The sequence below is a fragment of the Pseudomonas sp. p21 genome (assembly GCF_001642705.1).
Classification (GTDB): domain Bacteria; phylum Pseudomonadota; class Gammaproteobacteria; order Pseudomonadales; family Pseudomonadaceae; genus Aquipseudomonas.
In genome coordinates this window covers 368,190-385,292 of the sequence record NZ_LWBV01000003.1, presented here as the reverse complement: position 1 = coordinate 385,292, position 17,103 = coordinate 368,190, and the positions used below count along the sequence as shown (strand labels likewise).

Sequence of the window (17,103 nt, the reverse complement as noted above, 5' to 3'; positions counted from 1 at the left end):
TGCTGTGGCTCTCGCCGATCAGTCCCCTAACCGAGGGTGACCAAGCATGCAAGAAAGCGTGATGCAGCGCATGTGGGAAAGCGCCCACCTTTCAGGTGGTAACGCTGCATATGTGGAAGAGCTTTATGAGCTCTACCTGCACGACCCTAACGCTGTGCCAGAAGAGTGGCGCACCTACTTCCAGAAGTTGCCCGCCGACGGCAGCACCGCTACCGATGTATCGCACTCGACAATCCGCGACCATTTCGTACTGCTGGCAAAGAACCAGCGCCGCGCCCAACCGGTATCCGCCGGGAGCGTGAGCAGTGAACACGAGAAGAAGCAGGTTGAAGTTCTGCGACTGATCCAGGCCTATCGTATGCGCGGCCATCAGGCTGCCAAGCTCGACCCGTTGGGGTTGTGGCAGCGTCCTGCGCCCGTAGACCTGTCGATCAATCACTACGGCTTGACCAATGCCGATCTTGATACGACCTTCCGTGCCGGCGACCTGTTCATCGGCAAAGAGGAGGCGAGCCTACGCGAGATCTTCGAGGCGCTCCAGAAGACATATTGTCGCACCATTGGCGCCGAGTTCACCCACATCGTCGATTCCGAGCAGCGCAGCTGGTTCCAGCAGCGCCTGGAAAGCGTGCGCGGCCGTCCGGAGTTTTCCGCTGACGTGCAGGCCCACCTGCTCGAGCGCGTGACCGCCGGTGAAGGCCTTGAGAAATACCTGGGCACCAAGTACCCGGGCACCAAGCGTTTCGGCCTCGAGGGCGGCGAAAGCCTGATCCCGATGCTGGACGAGATGATCCAGCGTTCCGGTTCCTACGGCACCAAGGAAGTCGTGATCGGCATGGCCCACCGTGGCCGTCTGAACGTTCTGGTCAACACCTTCGGCAAGAACCCGCGCGAGCTGTTCGACGAGTTCGAAGGCAAGAAGATGAACGAGCTGGGCTCCGGTGACGTGAAGTATCACCAGGGCTTCTCCTCGAACGTGATGACCCCGGGTGGCGAAGTGCACCTGGCCATGGCGTTCAACCCGTCCCACCTGGAAATCGTCTCGCCAGTGGTCGAGGGTTCGGTGCGCGCCCGTCAGGACCGCCGCAACGACACCGTTGGCGACAAAGTACTGCCGATCTCGATCCACGGCGACGCAGCATTCGCCGGCCAGGGCGTGGTCATGGAAACCTTCCAGATGTCGCAGACCCGCGGTTTCAAGACCGGCGGCACCGTGCACATCGTGATCAACAACCAGGTTGGTTTCACCATCAGCAACCCGCTGGACGCGCGCTCCACCGAGTACGCCACCGACGTTGCCAAGATGATCCAGGCGCCGATCCTGCACGTGAACGGCGACGACCCGGAAGCCGTGCTGTTCGTGACCCAGCTGGCCATCGACTACCGCATGCAGTTCAAGCGTGACGTGGTCATCGACCTGGTCTGCTACCGCCGCCGCGGCCACAACGAGGCCGACGAGCCGAACGGCACCCAGCCTTTGATGTACCAGCAGATCAGCAAGCAGCGCACGACGCGTGAATTGTACGCTGAGGCACTGATCCAGGCCGGCCGCATCGATGCCGAGCGCGCCCAGGCCAAGATCGACGAATACCGCAGCGCGCTGGACAACGGCCTGCATGTGGTGAAGAGCCTGGTCAAGGAGCCGAACCGCGAGCTGTTCGTCGACTGGCGTCCGTACCTGGGCCATGCCTGGACCGCGCGTCACGACACCCGCTTCGACCTCAAGACCCTGCAGGAACTGTCGGCCAAGCTGCTGGAGATCCCGGAAGGCTTCGTCGTCCAGCGCCAGGTCGCCAAGATCTACGAAGATCGCCAGAAGATGCAGGCCGGTGGCTTGCCGATCAACTGGGGTTATGCAGAGACCATGGCCTACGCCACCCTGCAGTTCGAAGGTCACCCGATCCGCATGACCGGCCAGGACATCGGCCGTGGCACCTTCTCGCACCGTCACGCGGTGCTGCACAACCAGAAGGATGCCAGCACCTACGTACCGCTGAAGAACCTGTTCCCGGGCCAGCCGCAATTCGAACTGTACGACTCCTTCCTGTCGGAAGAAGCGGTACTGGCCTTCGAATACGGCTACTCGACCACCACGCCGAACGCGCTGGTGATCTGGGAAGCCCAGTTCGGTGACTTCGCCAACGGTGCGCAAGTGGTGATCGACCAGTTCATCACCAGCGGCGAGCACAAGTGGGGCCGCCTGTGCGGTCTGACCATGCTGCTGCCACACGGTTATGAAGGGCAGGGCCCGGAGCACTCCTCCGCGCGCCTGGAGCGTTACCTGCAGCTGTGCGCCGAGCACAACATCCAGGTCTGCGTACCGACCACCCCGGCCCAGATCTACCACCTGCTGCGTCGCCAGGTCATCCGTCCGCTGCGCAAGCCGCTGATCGTCCTGACGCCGAAGTCGCTGCTGCGCCACAAGCTGGCCATCTCGACCCTGGAAGACCTGGCAGAAGGTTCGTTCCAGACCGTCATCCCGGAAATCGACAGCCTCGATCCGGCCAAGGTCGAGCGCCTGGTCCTGTGCGGCGGCAAGGTTTACTACGACCTGCTGGAAAAACGCCGTGCCGAAGGCCGCGAAGACATCGCCATCGTGCGTATCGAGCAGCTGTATCCGTTCCCTGAGGACGACCTGGTCGAAATCCTGGCGCCTTACACCAACCTCAAGCATGCGGTCTGGTGTCAGGAAGAGCCGATGAACCAGGGCGCCTGGTACAGCAGCCAGCACCACATGCGCCGTATCCTGGGCCGCCTCAACAAGGCACTGGTCCTGGAGTACGCCGGCCGCGACGCTTCCGCCGCGCCAGCCTGTGGTTACGCATCGAAGCACGCCGAGCAGCAGGAAAAACTGCTGCAAGATGCCTTCACTGTTTAATGCCTTCGCGCACCTGAAACCGAATTTAAGGAAACACAGATAATGGCTATCGAGATCAAAGCCCCAACCTTCCCGGAATCGGTTGCCGATGGCACCGTTGCCACCTGGCACAAACAGCCGGGCGATGCCGTCAAGCGTGACGAGCTGATCGTCGACATCGAGACCGACAAGGTCGTCCTGGAAGTGCTGGCCACCGCCGATGGCGTGCTGGGCGCCATCGTCAAGGGCGAGGGCGACACCGTCCTGTCCGACGAAGTGCTGGGTTCGATCGTTGAAGGCGGTGCTGCCGCCGCTGCACCAGCTGCCGCCCCGGCCGCTGCTGCCCCGGCTGCCGCTGCTGCCGACGCTGGCGAAGACGACCCGGTTGCCGCCCCGGCCGCGCGCAAGCTGGCTGAAGAGAACGGCATCGACCTGGCTACCGTTGCCGGCACTGGCAAAGGTGGTCGCATCACCAAGGAAGACGTCGTCGCTGCCGTCGCCAACAAGAAGTCGGCGCCTGCTGCGGCTGCCAAACCTGCCGCCGCTGCCGCTGCTGCCCCGGTTGTGGTTGCCGCTGGCGACCGCACCGAGAAGCGTGTGCCGATGACCCGCCTGCGTGCCAAGATCGCCGAACGTCTGGTCGAAGCCCAGTCGAGCATGGCCATGCTGACCACCTTCAACGAAGTCGACATGACCGAAGTCATGGCCCTGCGTTCGAAGTACAAAGACCTGTTCGAGAAGACCCACAACGGCGTACGCCTGGGCTTCATGTCGTTCTTCGTCAAGGCTGCCACCGAAGCCCTGAAGCGCTTCCCGGCTGTCAACGCCTCGATCGACGGCAACGACATCGTCTACCACGGCTACGCCGACGTCGGCGTTGCCGTGTCCAGCGACCGTGGCCTGGTGGTACCGGTACTGCGTAACGCCGAGTCGATGAGCCTGGCGGAAATCGAGAACGGCATCGCCACCTTCGGCAAGAAGGCCCGTGACGGCAAGCTGGCCATCGAAGAAATGACCGGCGGCACCTTCACCATCACCAACGGTGGTACCTTCGGTTCGATGATGTCGACCCCGATCGTCAACCCGCCGCAGGCCGCTATTCTCGGCATGCACAACATCATCCAGCGCCCGATGGCCATCAACGGCCAGGTAGTGATTCGCCCGATGATGTACCTGGCGCTGTCGTACGATCACCGCCTGATCGACGGCAAGGAAGCGGTAACCTTCCTGGTCACCATCAAGAACCTGCTGGAAGATCCGTCTCGCCTGCTGCTGGACATCTAACCCTCTGGCTGCGTACCGTGCCGGCCCTGGCTTCGCAGGAAGCCATGCCGCGCGGTCCGCGGCTTGTAGCTTGTAGCTGATAAGGAATCTTTTATGACCCAGAAATTCGACGTAGTGGTGATTGGTGCAGGTCCTGGCGGCTATGTGGCTGCCATCAAGGCCGCACAACTTGGTCTGAAGACTGCCTGTATCGAGAAGTACACCGACGCCGAGGGCAAACTGGCCCTGGGCGGCACCTGCCTGAACGTAGGTTGCATTCCTTCCAAGGCGCTGCTGGACAGCTCCTGGAAGTACAAGGAAGCCAAAGAGAGCTTCAACGTCCACGGTATCTCCACTGGCGAAGTGAAGATGGACGTCGCCGCGATGGTTGGCCGCAAGGCTGGCATCGTCAAGAACCTGACCGGTGGCGTTGCCACCCTGTTCAAGGCCAACGGCGTTACTTCGATCCAGGGCCACGGCAAGCTGCTGGCTGGCAAGAAAGTCGAAGTCACCAAGGCTGACGGCACCACCGAAGTCATCGAAGCCGAGAACGTGATTCTGGCTTCCGGCTCGCGCCCGATCGACATTCCGCCGGCTCCGGTCGACCAGAACGTCATCGTCGACTCCACCGGCGCCCTGGAATTCCAGGCCGTGCCGAAGCGCCTGGGTGTTATCGGTGCTGGCGTGATCGGCCTGGAGCTGGGCTCGGTATGGGCTCGCCTGGGTGCTGAAGTCACCGTTCTGGAAGCCCTGGACACCTTCCTGATGGCTGCCGACACCGCAGTGTCGAAAGAAGCCCAGAAGACCCTGACCAAACAAGGCCTGGACATCAAGCTGGGCGCGCGCGTTACCGGCTCGAAAGTCAACGGCAACGAAGTCGAAGTGACCTACACCGACGCCAACGGCGAGCAGAAGATCACCTTCGACAAGCTGATCGTCGCGGTCGGCCGTCGCCCGGTGACCACTGACCTGCTGGCTGCCGACAGCGGCGTGACCATCGACGAGCGTGGCTACATCTTCGTCGACGACTACTGCGCTACCAGCGTGCCGGGCGTCTACGCCATCGGTGACGTGGTGCGCGGCATGATGCTGGCCCACAAGGCTTCGGAAGAGGGCATCATGGTGGTCGAGCGCATCAAGGGCCACAAGGCCCAGATGAACTACGACCTGATCCCGTCGGTCATCTACACCCACCCGGAAATCGCGTGGGTCGGCAAGACCGAACAGGCCTTGAAGGCCGAGGGCGTTGAGGTTAACGTGGGCACCTTCCCGTTCGCGGCCAGCGGCCGTGCGATGGCTGCCAACGACACCGGTGGTTTCGTCAAGGTCATCGCCGATGCCAAGACCGACCGCGTCCTGGGTGTACACGTGATTGGCCCATCGGCTGCCGAACTGGTGCAGCAGGGCGCAATCGCAATGGAATTCGGCACCAGTGCCGAGGATCTGGGCATGATGGTCTTCAGCCATCCGACCCTGTCCGAAGCGTTGCATGAAGCAGCGCTGGCAGTGAATGGCGGCGCCATTCACGTGGCCAACCGTAAGAAGCGTTAATTATAAGAAACCACGGCGGGCTGCCCGTCGTGAGTCTTGCGTGCATGACTCACCGCGGAAAGTCCGCCGGACCGGATCACACGGGAAAACCCGGGGTCAACGGTCACAGGTGGTGCGGCGCCAGTGATGGCGCAGCGCCGAAGCGCAGTACCTAACGAAGACGGTAAAAAGCATGAATCTTCACGAGTATCAGGGTAAGCAGCTGTTCGCTGAGTACGGCCTGCCAGTTTCCAAGGGTTTCGCTGTCGATACCCCTGAGCAAGCTGCAGAAGCCTGCGACAAGATCGGCGGGAACGAGTGGGTGGTAAAAGCCCAGGTTCACGCGGGTGGTCGCGGTAAAGCGGGCGGCGTCAAGCTGGTTCGCAGCAAAGAAGACGCCAAGGCGTTCGCTGCACAGTGGTTGGGCAAGAATCTGGTTACCTACCAGACCGATGCCAACGGTCAACCCGTCTCCAAGATTCTGGTCGAATCCTGCACTGACATCGCCAAAGAGCTGTACCTGGGCGCTGTAGTCGATCGTTCGAGCCGCCGTATCGTGTTCATGGCCTCCACCGAAGGTGGCGTGGACATCGAGAAAGTCGCTCACGAAACGCCTGAGAAGATCCTCAAGGCCACCATCGACCCGCTGGTCGGCGCTCAGCCGTTCCAGGGTCGCGAGCTGGCATTCCAGCTGGGCCTGGAAGGCAAGCAAGTTCAACAGTTCGCCAAGATCTTCGTGGGTCTGGCCAAGCTGTTCAAGGATCACGATCTGGCCCTGCTGGAAGTGAACCCGCTGGTGATCAAGGCCGACGGCGACCTGCACTGCCTCGATGCCAAGATCAACATCGACGCCAACGCCATGTACCGTCAGCCGAAGCTGAAAACCTTCCACGACCCGTCGCAGGACGACGCCCGTGAAGCCCACGCTGCCAAGTTCGAACTGAACTACGTTGCCCTCGAAGGCAACATCGGCTGCATGGTCAACGGTGCCGGCCTGGCCATGGGTACCATGGACATCGTCAACCTGCACGGCGGCAAGCCGGCCAACTTCCTCGACGTTGGCGGTGGTGCTACCAAAGAGCGCGTTACCGAAGCGTTCAAGATCATTCTGTCCGACAGCAATGTCGCGGCCGTACTGGTCAACATCTTCGGCGGCATCGTTCGCTGCGACATGATTGCCGAAGGCATCATCGGTGCAGTGAAAGAAGTCGGCGTCAAAGTTCCGGTCGTCGTTCGCCTTGAAGGCAACAACGCCGAACTGGGCGCTAAAGTACTGGCAGAAAGCGGTTTGAACATCATTGCGGCAACCAGCCTGACCGACGCTGCTCAACAAGTTGTCAAAGCTGCGGAGGGCAAGTAATGAGCGTCCTGATCAATAAAGACACCAAAGTCATCTGCCAGGGCTTCACCGGCTCGCAGGGTACTTTCCACTCCGAACAGGCCATCGCCTACGGCACCAAGATGGTCGGCGGTGTAACCCCAGGCAAGGGTGGCACCACCCACCTGGGCCTGCCAGTGTTCAACACTGTGAAAGAAGCTGTAGAAGCTACCGGCGCTGACGCTTCGGTCATCTACGTTCCGGCTCCTTTCTGCAAGGACTCGATCCTGGAAGCTGCCTTCGGCGGCATCAAGCTGATCGTGTGCATCACCGAAGGCATTCCTACCCTGGACATGCTGGATGCCAAGGTCAAGTGCGACGAGCTGGGCGTGACCCTGATCGGCCCTAACTGCCCAGGTGTCATCACCCCGGGCGAGTGCAAGATCGGCATCATGCCAGGCCATATCCACCTGCCAGGCAAAGTCGGTATCGTTTCGCGTTCCGGCACCCTGACCTACGAAGCTGTGAAGCAGACTACCGACGCCGGCTTCGGCCAGTCGACCTGCGTCGGCATCGGCGGTGACCCGATCCCGGGCTCCAACTTCATCGACATCCTGAAGCTGTTCCAGGAAGACCCGAAGACCGAAGCGATCGTCATGATCGGTGAGATCGGCGGTTCGGCTGAAGAAGAAGCCGCGGCCTACATCAAGGCCAACGTCACCAAGCCTGTCGTTTCCTACATCGCTGGTGTTACCGCACCTGCGGGCAAGCGCATGGGCCACGCTGGCGCCATCATCTCCGGCGGCAAGGGCACTGCGGACGAGAAGTTCGCCGCCCTGCAGGACGCTGGTGTGAAGACCGTGCGTTCCCTGGCTGACATCGGCAAGGCCCTGGCCGAGCTGACTGGCTGGGAAGTCAAGAAGTAATACTGCTACACCCCCCACGCGCACAGAGGCCACCTTCGGGTGGCCTTTGTCGTTTCCGGGGTTTACCCGCGAAGAGGCCAGTACAGTCAGCAAGGATTTTTCGATGGGTTTGATAGGGGTTTTCACGCAGACGAAAGTTTCAATGCGAGGATAATCCCCCTGTCCCGGTTGCACAGACGACAAACAGATACGCACATCGGACAAGCAGCACTGTGCCAGTGCGTTTAAGTGACAAAACAGTTACCCTACGCGCTCACTCTGTGCCCGTCCCCCAAAAGGGAACGACACGCTAAACGGGTCTGGCTTATCAAGCCGGGCAGCATTTCCCCCAACCCATGGGGAAATCCCTTCTCGAATCCCGATTTCAGCAGTGTGGTACTACCTTAAATGAAAGTTTTAAAAGGCCAGGACATTCTGGCACTTGGCTTTATGACGTTTGCGCTTTTCGTAGGCGCGGGCAACATCATCTTCCCGCCTATCGTCGGCTTGCAGTCCGGTCCGCACGTGTGGATGGCCGCCCTGGGCTTCCTGGTCACTGCCGTGGGCCTGCCGGTCATCACCGTGGTCGCCCTGGCCAAGGTCGGCGGCGGCATGGATGCCTTGAGCAGCCCGATCGGCAAGTTCTTCGGTGGCCTGCTGGCGGCCGTGTGCTACCTGTCGGTCGGCCCGCTGTTCGCCACCCCGCGCACCGCGACGGTATCGTTCGAAGTGGGTGTTGCACCGCTGACCGGCGAAAGCCCGCTGGCGCTGTTCATCTACAGCCTGGTGTACTTCCTCGTGGTACTGGCCGTGTCCATGTACCCGGGCAAGCTGCTCGACACCGTGGGCCGCTTCCTGGCGCCGTTGAAGATCATCGCCCTGGCGGTGCTGGGCATCGCCGCCTTCGCGCTGCCTGCCGGCACCATTGGTGAAGCGCAGCCGGCCTATGCTGCCGCGGCGTTCTCCAAGGGCTTCTCCGATGGTTACCTGACCATGGACACCCTGGGGGCCCTGGTGTTCGGTATCGTCATCGTCAACGCCATCCGCTCGCGCGGTGTCGAGTCGCCGAAGCTGATCACCCGCTATGCCATCATTGCCGGCCTGATCGCCGGTGTCGGCCTGGCCCTGGTGTACATCAGCCTGTTCCGCCTGGGCGCCACCAGCCACGAAATCGCGGCTGACGCCACCAACGGTGCGGCGGTACTGCATGCCTACGTGCAGCACACCTTCGGCTCGTTGGGCAGCGGCTTCCTCGCCGTGCTGATCGCGCTGGCCTGCCTGGTGACCGCAGTTGGCCTGACCTGCGCCTGCGCCGAGTACTTCAGCCAGATCCTGCCGCTGTCGTACCGCGCACTGGTGGTGATCCTGGCGGGCTTCTCGCTGCTGATCTCCAACCTCGGCCTGACCAAGCTGATCATGTTCTCGATCCCGGTGCTCACCGCGATCTACCCGCCGTGCATCGTGGTGGTCGGGCTGAGCTTCGTGAAGGACCTGTGGAACTCGCCAACCCGCATCCTGGCGCCAGTGATGCTGGTGTCGCTGCTGTTCGGCATGGTCGATGCGATCAAGGGCAGCAGCATTGCCCACGTGCTGCCGGACTTCATGGCACACCTGCCGCTGAGCGACCAGGGCCTGGCCTGGTTGGTGCCTTCGGTGGTGACCCTGGTTGGCGCCGTGGCCTGCGACCGCATGCTCGGCAAGCCGCGCGAGGCGCTGGCCTGATAGTCGAAGCCTGAGGGCGGCACCGGCCACAAGCCGAAGGGTGCTCGCCAAGGGTGGAAACTTCAAAGCCCCGTATCCGAGAGGATACGGGGCTTTTTCTTTGCCTGTACCGGCCTCTTCGCGGGCATGCCCGCTCCCACAGGTTAAGTGCAAACCTCAGAATTGGCGCTGTACCTGTGGGAGCGGGCGTGCCCGCGAAGAGGCCGGGATGGGCAGTGCAAATATCAGGATGGATGTGTGCCTTTTGCCGCTTGCCAGCGTCGAAATCCGGTCCCTATCCTTCAGGTATCTGGCCCTCTCGGGAACCCTGCATGAACTTCATCCAAAGCAACTTCAACAACCTGTTGGCCATCGCCTGGTTCGCCCTGTGCTGGGGCGGTTACACCCGCTATGCCATCTGGAAGGGCCGCGACACCGCGTGCCTGGCCAGCGTGCTGCACCTGTACCGCGAAGACTGGATGCGCCGCATGCTGCTGCGCGACAACCGCATCGCCGATGCCAGCGTGATCGGCAACCTCGAGCGCAACGCCTCGTTCTTCGCCTCCAGCACCCTGATCATCCTCGCAGGCATCCTCACCGTGCTCGGGGCCTCCGACCGGGCCCTGTCGCTGCTGGCCGACCTGCCGCTGGTGCAGCAGACCTCCCAGGGCATGTCGGAGATCAAGCTGCTGTGCCTGGCCATGGTGTTCGTCTACGCCTTTTTCACCTTCAGCTGGTGCATGCGCCAATACAACTTCGCCGCAGTACTGGTGGGCTCGGCGCCGATGATCGGCGAACGGCTGGTCAATGAACTGGAGCGTAAGGCATTCGCCTCGCGGGCGGCGCGGGTGCTGTCACTTGCCGCCAACCAGTTCAACTTGGGCCTGCGTTCCTATTACTTCGGCATGGCCATGTTGAGCTGGTTCATCAGCCCTTGGTTGTTCATGGTCATGAGTGTCGGGGTAGTGCTGATTCTGTATCGCCGCGAGTTCCATTCGGATGTGCTGGATGTGATGGTGTTCACACCGACTGAAAGTGTCTCGATCGAACCTGCCAAGGAAACCACCGCACCGGGCACCTGAAACGTTTAATCCATAAGTTTCAGGCACAAAAAAACCCGACAATTGTCGGGTTTTCTTGTTTTAGCCGATTACTGCTTGGCAGGTTCGGCCGGTGCAGCTGGGGCAGCTTCTGTTGCCGGGGCGGCTGGCGCGGCTTCTGGAGCCGGAGTAGCCGGAGCGGCTTCTTCGGCGGCCTTCTGCTCAGCTTCGGCCTGATCTTTGGCGGCTTCGGCGTTTTCCTTGGCAGCCTCGTTCATCTTATCCTGAGCTTCGCCCGCTTTTTCCTGGGCTTGTTCGGCGTGTTGCTGTGCGTCCTGGGCTTTGTCTTCGCTCGCTTTATCGCAAGCGGCCAGGCCCATGGCTGCGGCCAGCATCAGAGCAAAAGCAAAAGGTTTACGCATGGGGGTGTTTCTCCTTGGTGGAATAAGTGACTTGTTCCTTCGAGTGCAACTACGCGGAATAAGTTCCGCGAAGATTACACATATATAACGCCCCGTTCTATATGGACTTTTTAACGATTTTATGCGCTGCGGCAGTGCGCGTGGAAACAGCCTATGAGCGAATCAACCTTGATGGCCATGGCCGAGCGTTTTCTCTCGGCCCTGAAACATTGTCAGTTGTTGCAAATGCGCGTGGCGCAAACCAATGCCGATGGCATGACCCTGGTCCTGCCCTGGTCGCCGGCCATCGTCGGCAACCCGCAGACCGGCGCCGTGCATGGCGGCGCGCTGACCACGCTGATGGACACAACCTGCGGCATGGCCACGCTGTGCGTGCTGCCGCGCTTCGAGGTATGCCCGACACTGGACCTGCGCATCGACTACATGCACCCGGCCGAGCCCGGCAAGGACATCTATGGTCATGCCCAGTGCTACCGGGTCACTCGCGATGTCATCTTCACCCGTGGCACGGCCTATCAGGACGACCCCGCCCAGCCGATCTGCCAGGTGGTGGGCACGTTCATGCGCCTGGGCCAGGAGATCAAGGGTGGCATCCGCTTCGGCAACAGCCTGAAGGAGGGTGGGGCATGATCCCACGCGCGGTTCGCCAACAGCTCAACGCCGCCCACGCGGTGGGCGACTATCGGCCATTACTGGCGCTGATCCCTTACGCCGGCCTGATCGGCATCGAATGCGAGCGCGAAGGCGATGACCTGCTGTTCCGACTGCCAGCCAGCCAGGACAACATAGGCAACCCGCTGCTGCCGGCCATCCACGGCGGGGTGATCGCGGGCTTCATGGAGCTGTCGGCAGCGCTTTACCTGCTGATCTACAGCGAGAGCGCGAGCATTCCGAAGATCATCGACTTCTCCATCGACTACCTGCGCGCCGGGCACTTTCGCGATACCTACGCCCAGTGCCAGCTATGGCGCCAGGGGCGGCGGGTGACCAATGTGGCCATCACCGCCTGGCAGGGTGACAGGCAGTCACCGATCGCCACGGCTCGCGCACATTTCAAGATCGAACCGGAAAAGCCCTTGAAATCATCCGGGCAGCCCCCATCTGCATGACATCCGCCGCTAATGCAGGCCAGTCCGGCCGCCAGGCGTCAACTGCCATCAGATCGGAGTTTTGAAGACCATGAGTGTGGAGACTCAAAAAGAAACGCTGGGCTTCCAGACCGAGGTAAAGCAGCTGCTGCACCTCATGATCCATTCCCTGTATTCGAACAAGGAGATCTTCCTGCGTGAATTGATCTCCAACGCCTCCGACGCCGCCGACAAGCTGCGTTTCGAGGCGCTGGCCAAGCCAGAACTGTTCGAAGGTGACGCCGACCTGAAGATTCGCCTGAGCTTCGACAAGGACGCCGGTACCGTGACCCTCGAGGACAACGGCATCGGCATGAGCCGCGAAGACGTCATTGCCCACCTGGGCACCATCGCCAAGTCCGGCACTGCCGACTTCATGAAGAACCTCACCGGTGACCAGAAGAAGGACTCGCACCTGATCGGTCAGTTCGGCGTGGGCTTCTACTCCGCGTTCATCGTGGCCGACAAGGTCGATGTCTACAGCCGCCGCGCTGGCCAGCCGGCCGCTGAAGGCGTGCACTGGTCGTCGAAAGGTGAGGGCGAGTTCGAAGTCGCCACCATCGACAAGCCACAGCGCGGTACCCGCATCGTCCTGCACCTGAAGAAGGACGAACAGGAGTTCGCCGATGGCTGGCGCCTGCGCAACGTGGTCAAGAAGTATTCCGACCACATCGCCATGCCGATCCAGCTGCCGAAAGAGCAAGCAGCCGCCGAAGGCGAAGAACAGCCGGCCGAAGAGTGGGAAACCGTCAACCGTGCCAGCGCCTTGTGGACCCGTCCGCGTACCGAGATCAAGGACGAGGAGTACCAGGAGTTCTACAAGCACATCGGCCATGATTTCGAAAACCCGCTGGCCTGGAGCCACAACAAGGTCGAAGGCAAGCTCGAATACAACTCGCTGCTGTACGTGCCGGCCCGCGCGCCGTTCGACCTGTACCAGCGCGAAGCGCCACGTGGCCTGAAGCTTTACGTGCAGCGCGTGTTCATCATGGACCAGGCCGAGTCGTTCCTGCCCCTGTACCTGCGCTTCATCAAGGGTGTGGTCGATTCCAACGACCTGTCGCTGAACGTCTCGCGTGAAATCCTGCAGAAAGACCCGATCATCGATTCGATGAAGACCGCGCTGACCAAGCGCGTGCTGGACATGCTGGAGAAACTGGCGAAGAACGAGCCCGAGCAGTACAAGGGCTTCTGGAAGAACTTCGGCCAGGTGCTGAAGGAAGGCCCGGCCGAGGACTTCGCCAACAAGGAAAAGATCGCCGGCCTGCTGCGCTTCGCCTCCACCCAGGACGACAGCGGCGAGCAGAGCGTCGCGCTGGCCGACTACCTGGCTCGCGCCAAGGAAGGTCAGGACAAGATCTACTACCTCACCGGCGAGTCGTACGCGCAGGTCAAGAACAGCCCGCACCTGGAAGTCTTCCGCAAGAAAGGCATCGAAGTGCTGCTGCTGACCGACCGTATCGACGAGTGGCTGATGAGCTACCTCAACGAGTTTGACGGCAAGGCCTTCGTCGACGTCGCCCGTGGCGACCTGGACCTGGGCAAGCTGGATTCGGAAGAGGACAAGAAGGCCCAGGAAGAAGTCGCCAAAGACAAGGAAGGCCTGGTCGAGCGCCTGAAAGGCGCGCTGGGTGACAGCGTGGCCGAAGTGCGCGTGTCGCACCGCCTGACCGACTCGCCGGCGATCCTGGCCATCGGTGAGCAGGACCTGGGCCTGCAGATGCGCCAGATCCTCGAAGCCAGCGGGCAGAAGGTGCCGGAGTCCAAGCCGATCTTCGAGTTCAACCCGACCCACCCGCTGATCGAGAAGCTGGACAACGAGCAGAGCGAAGACCGCTTCGCCGAGCTGTCGCACATCCTGTTCGATCAGGCGGCCCTGGCGGCCGGTGACAGCCTGAAGGACCCGGCGGCTTACGTTCGTCGCCTGAACAAGCTACTGGTCGAGCTGTCTGCTTGAGTTGATGGATAGGAAAGCCCGCTTCGGCGGGCTTTTTCATGACTGCCTTTTTCATGACGAGTGCCAAAGGAGTGCTTGATGAGCAAAGTAATCGTCGAATCGCTGGTTTATCACCTGTCCGGCAAGACCTATGAAAGCCGTCTGGTCCATGAGCCAGGGGCGCTGGGCCGCCCAGGTCTGGTGATGGCGCCGAACTGGATGGGTATTGGTGAAGGGGCAGAGCGCATTGCCAAGGAAGTGGCCGAGAAGGGTTATGTGGTGCTGATTGCCGACCTGTATGGGCAATCGGTGCGCCCGTCCAATGCCGACGAGGCTGGCGCGGCGATGATGCCATTGAAGAACGACCGGGGCGAACTGCGCAAGCGTATGCAGGAAGCCCTGGCGCAACTGTTGGGGCAGTCGAAGGCGCTGCTGGAGCCGGGCAAGGTGGGCACGTTTGGTTTCTGCTTTGGTGGCTGCTGCGCCCTGGAGTTGGCCCGTAGCGGTGCCGATCTGCGTGCGGCAGTGTCGTTCCATGGCACGCTGGACACGCCGAACCCTGAGGATGCCAAGCGCATCAAGGGCTCGGTGCTGGTGCTGCATGGCGCTTCCGATCCGCTGGTGCCGAAGGAGCAGTTGCCGGCGTTCGAGGAGGAGATGAATGCGGCCAAGGTTGACTGGCAATTGCTGAGCTATGGCGGCGCGGTGCACTCGTTTACCGACCCGAGCGCCAACGTGCCGGGCAAGATGCAGTATGACCGGCGTACCTCGGAGCGGGCGTTCCGCTCGATGCATAACCTGCTGACCGAGGTGTTCCAGCGCTGATGGCGCATTGGGGCTGCTGCGCAGCCCTTCGCGGGCTCGCCCGCTCCCACATGCCCGTAAATGCAACGCCGTCCCAGTGGGAGCGGGCAAACCCGCGAAGGGCCGCAAAGCGGCCCCAATTACCGTGGCAACTCGATTCTGGAGGTCTCCCCGGGCACCACTGGCCAATCCCCAGCTGCCCATCGCGCCCTGGCCCGCTCGATCAACTCCGGGTCACTGGCCACGAAATTCCAGTTCATCCGCCGCGGCCCATCCAGCGGCGCGCCACCAATCAGCACCAACTGGCACTCACTTTCCGCGTACAGCGTCACCTCTTCACCCTCCGGTAGCACCACCAGGCTGCACGGCTCCACGTCTTCATCATTCATTATCAGCTCACCATCGAGCAGATACAGCGCCCGCTGCGCATGCTCATTCGGCACCAGCAAGGTAGTTGCCGGCTGCATCCGCACATGCGCGTAAAGGGTAGGGGAGAGCACCGACACCGGCGATTCCAGGCAAAACCCGTTACCGGCAATCATGCAGATGCGCACCCCCAGGCTGTCACTGACCGGCAGGCTCGCCGCCGGGTGATGGCTGTAGCTGGGTGCGTCTTGCTCATGTGCGCGCGGCGACGCCAGCCATACCTGCAACCCGTGCAGGCGTGAACCATGGGCCAGGGCATCTTCAGGCGTGCGTTCAACGTGGGCCACGCCGCTGCCAGCCGTCATCCAGCTGACATCACCTGGTAGCACCCGCTGGTTCGAGCCAAGGCTGTCCTTGTGCAGGATTGCCCCTTCGAACAGGTAGGTCAGGGTCGACAGGCCGATATGCGGATGCTGGCGGATGTCCATGCCATGCCCCGGGGCATAGTCGGTTTCGAGCATATGGTCGAAAAACACGAACGGGCCGACGCTGCGGCACTGGGCCGATGGCAGCGGGCGCAGGATCGGCTGGCCCTCGACCGATTCGGCGCGTGGGCGGATGACCAGGGGGCTGCTCATGGGTGCGGCTCCAGACGAGGTGGAAGTGCTTCAAGCATAACGGTTTGCCTGTTGTGGCTGAACCGTCTCGTTGGCCTGCCGGTCTACTCTTTTCGTACTCGAAGAAGGAAGCTGCCGATGTTTGCCAGAGCGCTGGCCTGCCTGCTGTTGTCCGGTTGTATGTGCCAGGCCCAGGCACGCGACTACCGCTACAGTGATGCCCACCTGCACTATGTCGACTTTTTCCAGGAAAGCGAGGGCATGCCGGCGTTGATCAAGGCCATGGATGCTGCGGGCATCGAGCAGTCGATGATCTCCGGCATCCCGGTGGCCAAGAAATGGCACGAGGACGAGCCCAAGCGCCCGCGCTATTACGCTGGGGATGATGCCGAGGCCTACTGGTACAGCGCCACAGACACCTACGTGGCCGCGGCGCTGCAGAAGTTGCCTGACGAGCAGCGCCGGCGCTTTCATCCATTCCTGGCCGGCTTCAACCCGGTGGACAAGAACGCTGCAAGCCATATCGAGCGCATGCTCGAACTGTACCCGGGGCTGTGGCAGGGCATTGGCGAGGTGTTTACCCGCCACGATGACCTGACGGCACTGACCAGCGGTGACACGCCTCGCGCCAACAATGAAGCCATGACGCGTATCTACCACCTGGCAGCCGAGCGCGACTTGCCGGTGCTGCTGCATTCCAACATCACCTCCAAGCGCGAGCGCAACCCCTTGTACCTGGCGGAGATCGAAGAGCCGCTGCGCAATCACCCACACACGCGGTTCATCTGGGCGCACGCTGGCAGCAGCATGGAGATTCACCGGCACCAGACGCAGATGGACTTTCTGCTGCCGGTGCTGACGCGGTTGCTGGAGGACTACCCGAACCTGTATGTCGATTTGTCGTGGAGTGTGCTGGAGCCTTATCTGCTGGATGACCAGGGGGTGCCGCGCAAGGAGTGGCTGGCACTGGTCGAGAAATATCCGGAGCGTTTCATGCTGGGTTCGGATGTGGTGGGGCGGTTTGACAGCCTTGGGGAGCAGATGTACGGGTTCAGGCCGTTTCTGGATGCATTGCCGGAACAAGTTGCCAACAAAGTGGCCAGGGAGAATTTTCTGGCTGTGTTGCCTAAGCAATAGTATTTCGCCTGTGCCGGCCCTTTCGCGGGTAAACCCGCTCCCACAGGTACAGCGCCAGTTTCAAGAGCAGCGCGCTCCCT

Annotated in this window: 14 protein-coding genes; 12 read left to right on the top strand and 2 right to left on the bottom strand. The window is 61.7% G+C overall.

Translation table 11 applies throughout. The features are described 5' to 3' along the window. Nucleotides 1-46: 46 nt before the first annotated feature. The 7 genes from A4C63_RS11205 to A4C63_RS11175 all read left to right on the top strand — a co-directional run bounded on the left by A4C63_RS11205 (nt 47) and on the right by A4C63_RS11175 (nt 10,656). Entirely contained in the window at nt 47-2,878 is a 2,832-nt protein-coding gene (locus A4C63_RS11205) for a 2-oxoglutarate dehydrogenase E1 component (protein WP_063912717.1), read from the top strand. Between the two features lie 42 nt (nt 2,879-2,920). After that, complete coding sequence (odhB, locus tag A4C63_RS11200) at nt 2,921-4,141, top strand: 2-oxoglutarate dehydrogenase complex dihydrolipoyllysine-residue succinyltransferase (protein WP_063912716.1); 1,221 nt, start codon at nt 2,921-2,923, stop codon at nt 4,139-4,141. A 93-nt stretch (nt 4,142-4,234) separates the two neighbouring features. Further along, nucleotides 4,235-5,671, top strand: a complete 1,437-nt coding sequence (gene lpdA / locus A4C63_RS11195; protein ID WP_013973439.1) for a dihydrolipoyl dehydrogenase — start codon at nt 4,235-4,237, stop codon at nt 5,669-5,671. Between the two features lie 172 nt (nt 5,672-5,843). Beyond that, nucleotides 5,844-7,010: an ADP-forming succinate--CoA ligase subunit beta gene (gene sucC / locus A4C63_RS11190; protein WP_003254205.1), complete on the top strand. Its 1,167-nt coding sequence runs from the start codon at nt 5,844-5,846 to the stop codon at nt 7,008-7,010. After that, nucleotides 7,010-7,894: a succinate--CoA ligase subunit alpha gene (sucD, locus tag A4C63_RS11185; RefSeq protein ID WP_004376004.1), complete on the top strand. Its 885-nt coding sequence runs from the start codon at nt 7,010-7,012 to the stop codon at nt 7,892-7,894. The genes sucC and sucD overlap by 1 nt, the downstream gene beginning before the upstream one ends. Before the next feature lie 387 nt (nt 7,895-8,281). Continuing rightward, nucleotides 8,282-9,595, top strand: a complete 1,314-nt coding sequence (brnQ, locus tag A4C63_RS11180; protein ID WP_015271095.1) for a branched-chain amino acid transport system II carrier protein — start codon at nt 8,282-8,284, stop codon at nt 9,593-9,595. A 311-nt stretch (nt 9,596-9,906) separates the two neighbouring features. Further along, on the top strand, nt 9,907-10,656 hold the full coding sequence (locus A4C63_RS11175) for a DUF599 domain-containing protein (RefSeq protein ID WP_063912715.1): 750 nt from the start codon (nt 9,907-9,909) through the stop codon (nt 10,654-10,656). 68 nt (nt 10,657-10,724) lie between these two features. On the opposite strand, the gene A4C63_RS11170 is transcribed toward A4C63_RS11175, so the two are convergent. Then, nucleotides 10,725-11,036 carry a hypothetical protein gene (locus A4C63_RS11170; RefSeq protein WP_063912714.1) on the bottom strand — a complete coding sequence of 104 codons (312 nt, stop codon included), beginning with the start codon at nt 11,034-11,036 and terminating at the stop codon, nt 10,725-10,727. A gap of 153 nt (nt 11,037-11,189) precedes the next feature. On the opposite strand from A4C63_RS11170, the gene A4C63_RS11165 reads away from it, so the two are divergent. From A4C63_RS11165 to A4C63_RS11150, 4 genes are all read left to right on the top strand, one after another. Beyond that, nucleotides 11,190-11,666, top strand: coding sequence for a PaaI family thioesterase (locus A4C63_RS11165; protein ID WP_063912713.1), 477 nt, complete (start codon nt 11,190-11,192; stop codon nt 11,664-11,666). Next, the gene (locus A4C63_RS11160; RefSeq protein ID WP_063912712.1) at nt 11,663-12,145 is read left to right on the top strand and encodes a PaaI family thioesterase; all 483 of its coding nucleotides are present in this window, start codon (nt 11,663-11,665) and stop codon (nt 12,143-12,145) included. The genes A4C63_RS11165 and A4C63_RS11160 overlap by 4 nt, the downstream gene beginning before the upstream one ends. A gap of 70 nt (nt 12,146-12,215) precedes the next feature. After that, the gene (gene htpG / locus A4C63_RS11155; RefSeq protein ID WP_025339964.1) at nt 12,216-14,120 is read left to right on the top strand and encodes a molecular chaperone HtpG; all 1,905 of its coding nucleotides are present in this window, start codon (nt 12,216-12,218) and stop codon (nt 14,118-14,120) included. Between the two features lie 78 nt (nt 14,121-14,198). Next, nucleotides 14,199-14,924 (top strand): dienelactone hydrolase family protein, encoded by a 726-nt coding sequence (locus A4C63_RS11150; RefSeq protein ID WP_063912711.1) that lies wholly within the window; start codon nt 14,199-14,201, stop codon nt 14,922-14,924. Nucleotides 14,925-15,043: 119 nt separating this feature from the next. On the opposite strand, the gene A4C63_RS11145 is transcribed toward A4C63_RS11150, so the two are convergent. Further along, nucleotides 15,044-15,907, bottom strand: coding sequence for a pirin family protein (locus tag A4C63_RS11145; protein WP_063912710.1), 864 nt, complete (start codon nt 15,905-15,907; stop codon nt 15,044-15,046). Between the two features lie 117 nt (nt 15,908-16,024). On the opposite strand from A4C63_RS11145, the gene A4C63_RS11140 reads away from it, so the two are divergent. After that, nucleotides 16,025-17,023, top strand: a complete 999-nt coding sequence (locus A4C63_RS11140) for an amidohydrolase family protein (protein WP_063912709.1) — start codon at nt 16,025-16,027, stop codon at nt 17,021-17,023. The last annotated feature ends 80 nt before the right edge of the window (nt 17,024-17,103 follow it).

Coding starts and splice junctions, on each gene's coding strand:
- A4C63_RS11205 (WP_063912717.1), top strand. CDS start 47: ATGCAAGAAAGCGTGATGCAGCGCATGTGGGAAAGCGCCCACCTTTCA.
- odhB (WP_063912716.1), top strand. CDS start 2,921: ATGGCTATCGAGATCAAAGCCCCAACCTTCCCGGAATCGGTTGCCGAT.
- lpdA (WP_013973439.1), top strand. CDS start 4,235: ATGACCCAGAAATTCGACGTAGTGGTGATTGGTGCAGGTCCTGGCGGC.
- sucC (WP_003254205.1), top strand. CDS start 5,844: ATGAATCTTCACGAGTATCAGGGTAAGCAGCTGTTCGCTGAGTACGGC.
- sucD (WP_004376004.1), top strand. CDS start 7,010: ATGAGCGTCCTGATCAATAAAGACACCAAAGTCATCTGCCAGGGCTTC.
- brnQ (WP_015271095.1), top strand. CDS start 8,282: ATGAAAGTTTTAAAAGGCCAGGACATTCTGGCACTTGGCTTTATGACG.
- A4C63_RS11175 (WP_063912715.1), top strand. CDS start 9,907: ATGAACTTCATCCAAAGCAACTTCAACAACCTGTTGGCCATCGCCTGG.
- A4C63_RS11170 (WP_063912714.1), bottom strand. CDS start 11,036: ATGCGTAAACCTTTTGCTTTTGCTCTGATGCTGGCCGCAGCCATGGGC.
- A4C63_RS11165 (WP_063912713.1), top strand. CDS start 11,190: ATGAGCGAATCAACCTTGATGGCCATGGCCGAGCGTTTTCTCTCGGCC.
- A4C63_RS11160 (WP_063912712.1), top strand. CDS start 11,663: ATGATCCCACGCGCGGTTCGCCAACAGCTCAACGCCGCCCACGCGGTG.
- htpG (WP_025339964.1), top strand. CDS start 12,216: ATGAGTGTGGAGACTCAAAAAGAAACGCTGGGCTTCCAGACCGAGGTA.
- A4C63_RS11150 (WP_063912711.1), top strand. CDS start 14,199: ATGAGCAAAGTAATCGTCGAATCGCTGGTTTATCACCTGTCCGGCAAG.
- A4C63_RS11145 (WP_063912710.1), bottom strand. CDS start 15,907: ATGAGCAGCCCCCTGGTCATCCGCCCACGCGCCGAATCGGTCGAGGGC.
- A4C63_RS11140 (WP_063912709.1), top strand. CDS start 16,025: ATGTTTGCCAGAGCGCTGGCCTGCCTGCTGTTGTCCGGTTGTATGTGC.